At 77.6% G+C, this 2,254-nt stretch carries 3 protein-coding genes; 1 reads left to right on the plus strand and 2 read right to left on the minus strand.

Annotation, left to right across the window (positions count from 1 at the left end; translation table 11 throughout):
- Positions 1–70 precede the first annotated feature (70 nt).
- Both ABD823_RS34240 and ABD823_RS34245 read right to left on the minus strand, forming a co-directional pair.
- A complete protein-coding gene (locus ABD823_RS34240; protein ID WP_344867077.1) occupies positions 71–250 on the minus strand; it encodes a Flp family type IVb pilin in 180 nt (59 codons plus the stop codon).
- 205 nt (positions 251–455) lie between these two features.
- The gene (locus ABD823_RS34245; protein WP_344867079.1) at positions 456–830 is read right to left on the minus strand and encodes a response regulator transcription factor; all 375 of its coding nucleotides are present in this window, start codon (positions 828–830) and stop codon (positions 456–458) included.
- 283 nt (positions 831–1,113) lie between these two features.
- On the opposite strand from ABD823_RS34245, the gene ABD823_RS34250 reads away from it, so the two are divergent.
- Positions 1,114–2,254, plus strand: a 1,141-nt coding sequence (locus tag ABD823_RS34250) for a CHASE domain-containing protein (RefSeq protein WP_344867081.1), incomplete at its 3' end; no start/stop codon positions are given.

Raw genomic sequence — 2,254 nt, forward strand, 5'->3', positions numbered from 1 at the left:
CCGGGTCGGTGATCCATGGTCGCGCCTCCCGCGGTCCCGGCGGCGGGCGCCGCCGGGACCGCGGGAGGGGTCAGCCGATCTGGCCGAGGATCTCGTTGAACTTCAGGTCGAGGCCCTGGCCGAGCAGGATCACGGTGCCGACGATGACCGCGGCGATGAGCGCCACCATGAGGCCGTACTCCACGGCCGTGGCACCGCGCTCGGAGTCGCCGAGCAGGGTCTGGAGCTTGAGGTAGAGACGGGTGGCCATGGGTCACTCCTCCGTGAGTCGCGCGCCGGCGGGGGGATCCACCGGCCGTCGCAGTCCGTGATGCATTGGACACCCTAAGTCGGGTTTTGTTGCGGAAACGGGTGCGGAACGGGTGCCGGACGGTTGCCGACTACGATGAGCGCCGGATCACTCGCGGAGCGTCATCGCCCTTCGCGGAGGACCTGCGGGACGCCGCCGGGAGCGCTCAGTGGCGGGCGCGGGTCAGCAGGACGCCGACGCGGGTCGCCAGCTCCCGGGGGCTGAACGGCTTGATCATGTAGTCGTCGGCGCCCGCGCGGAACCCCTCCTCCACGTCCGCCTCCTGCGACTTGGAGGTCAGCATCAACACCAGGACGTTCTCCGTGCCGGGCATCGCCCGGAGCCTGCGGCACACCTCGGGTCCCGACAGCCCCGGCATCATCCAGTCGAGGACCACCAGGTCGGGCAGTTCCTCCTCCAGCGCGGCCAGGGCCTCGGCGCCGTCGTCGGCCGTGCGCACCTCGTGGCCGGCCTGCTCCAGCCGGAACACGGTCAGGTCGCGGATGTCCATATCGTCCTCGACGATCAGAATGCCAGCCATGATCACCCCGTGACGGTCCCTCGCGCCGATCCCCCGATCGGCGGTCCATACCCGTATACCCGGCCCGGTGCCTCCGGCCGTGCGGACGTCTCCTCCCCGGGGCCGCACCCCCGGCCGCGCCTCCTCAACTGGCCCCCGCCGCGTCCGATGAGGAAGGAGGCGCCCGCCCGGGCGCCGCCGGGACGCGCCCACCGGTCCGCGGGCCCCGATCCCGCCGCCCCCCAGCCTCCCGGACGGCGCCCCCGTGGTCCGCCGCCCCCGCACCCTGCCCGTAGGAACCCCCATGGCCTCCCCCGCCGCCCACCCACCGCGCCGGCCGGGCCGTACCGGCGGCGCGGTGCTGGCCTGCGCCCTGCTGCTGCTCGGGCCGGCGGCGGCGCTCGGCGTCGCCGAGACGCTGGCGGGCGCGGAACGGCGGCAGGCCGCCGAGCGCGTGGACCACCGCCTGGAGCTGGCGCGCACGGCGGTCTCCGCCGAGCTCCAGCGGCGGGCGGATGTCCTCGGCCAGCTGGCGGTCTCGGTGGGCGTGCACGACGACCTGACCGCGCGGGACTTCGAGGCGCTGACCCTGCGGCCGGTCCTGCCCGGGCTGCCCGGCGTCACCGGCGTCGCGTACGTCGTGCCCGTGCCCCACGCGCGGGTGCGGACCGTGCAGCGCCACTGGCGAAGCAGGGGGGCGGCGAACCTGACACTGCGTCCCGAGGGCACCGGCGAGCACCGGCTCGTGGTGCTCGCCCGCGGCGCGGAGGCGGTCCCGCCCGCGCTGGGCTCCGACCTGGCGGCCGCCGCCGAGCCCGTCGAGGCGATGGACGCCGCCCGCGTGAGCGGGCGGGTCACGGCGAGCCGCGGCCACGTGCTGCCGCGGGACCGCACGCTGCCCGCCGCCCAGCGGCAGACGGCGTTCGTGCTGGCGGCCCCGGTGCACGGCGCGGGCGACGCCCCCGACAGCGGGCTGCTGCGCGGCTGGCTGGTGATGAGCGTGCGCGGCGGGGACTTCGCCGCGGGCGCCCTGGAGCGGGCCACCGGGGCCGGGGCCACCGGGGACACCAGAGCCGCCGGGGCCACCGGGGACGCCGGGGCCACCGGGGCCACGGCCGAGGTGACGCTCTCCGACGTCTCCGTGCCGGGCCGCAGGCAGCCGCTGGCCACCGTACGGACCGGCGAGCGGGTCGCCGGCGCCTCCTCCGCTCCGCGCCGCACGGCCACGCTGGAGGCCGCAGGCCGCACCTGGGAGCTGGCCCTCGTCCCCGCCGCGGCCTCCGCCGGATCCCCGTACCCGGCGGTCCGGGCCGCCGGGGCGGCGGCCGCTCTCCTGCCGCCCGCCCTGGTCGCGGCGCTGGCGGCCTCGCGCGGGCGGGCGCTGGACCGCGCGGAGCGGGCGGCCGCGGCGCTGCTCGCCGCCACCGCGCGCCGCCGGCGGGTCG

The sequence above is a fragment of the Planomonospora alba genome (genome assembly GCF_039534085.1).
In the GTDB taxonomy this organism is placed as follows: domain Bacteria; phylum Actinomycetota; class Actinomycetes; order Streptosporangiales; family Streptosporangiaceae; genus Planomonospora_B; species Planomonospora_B alba.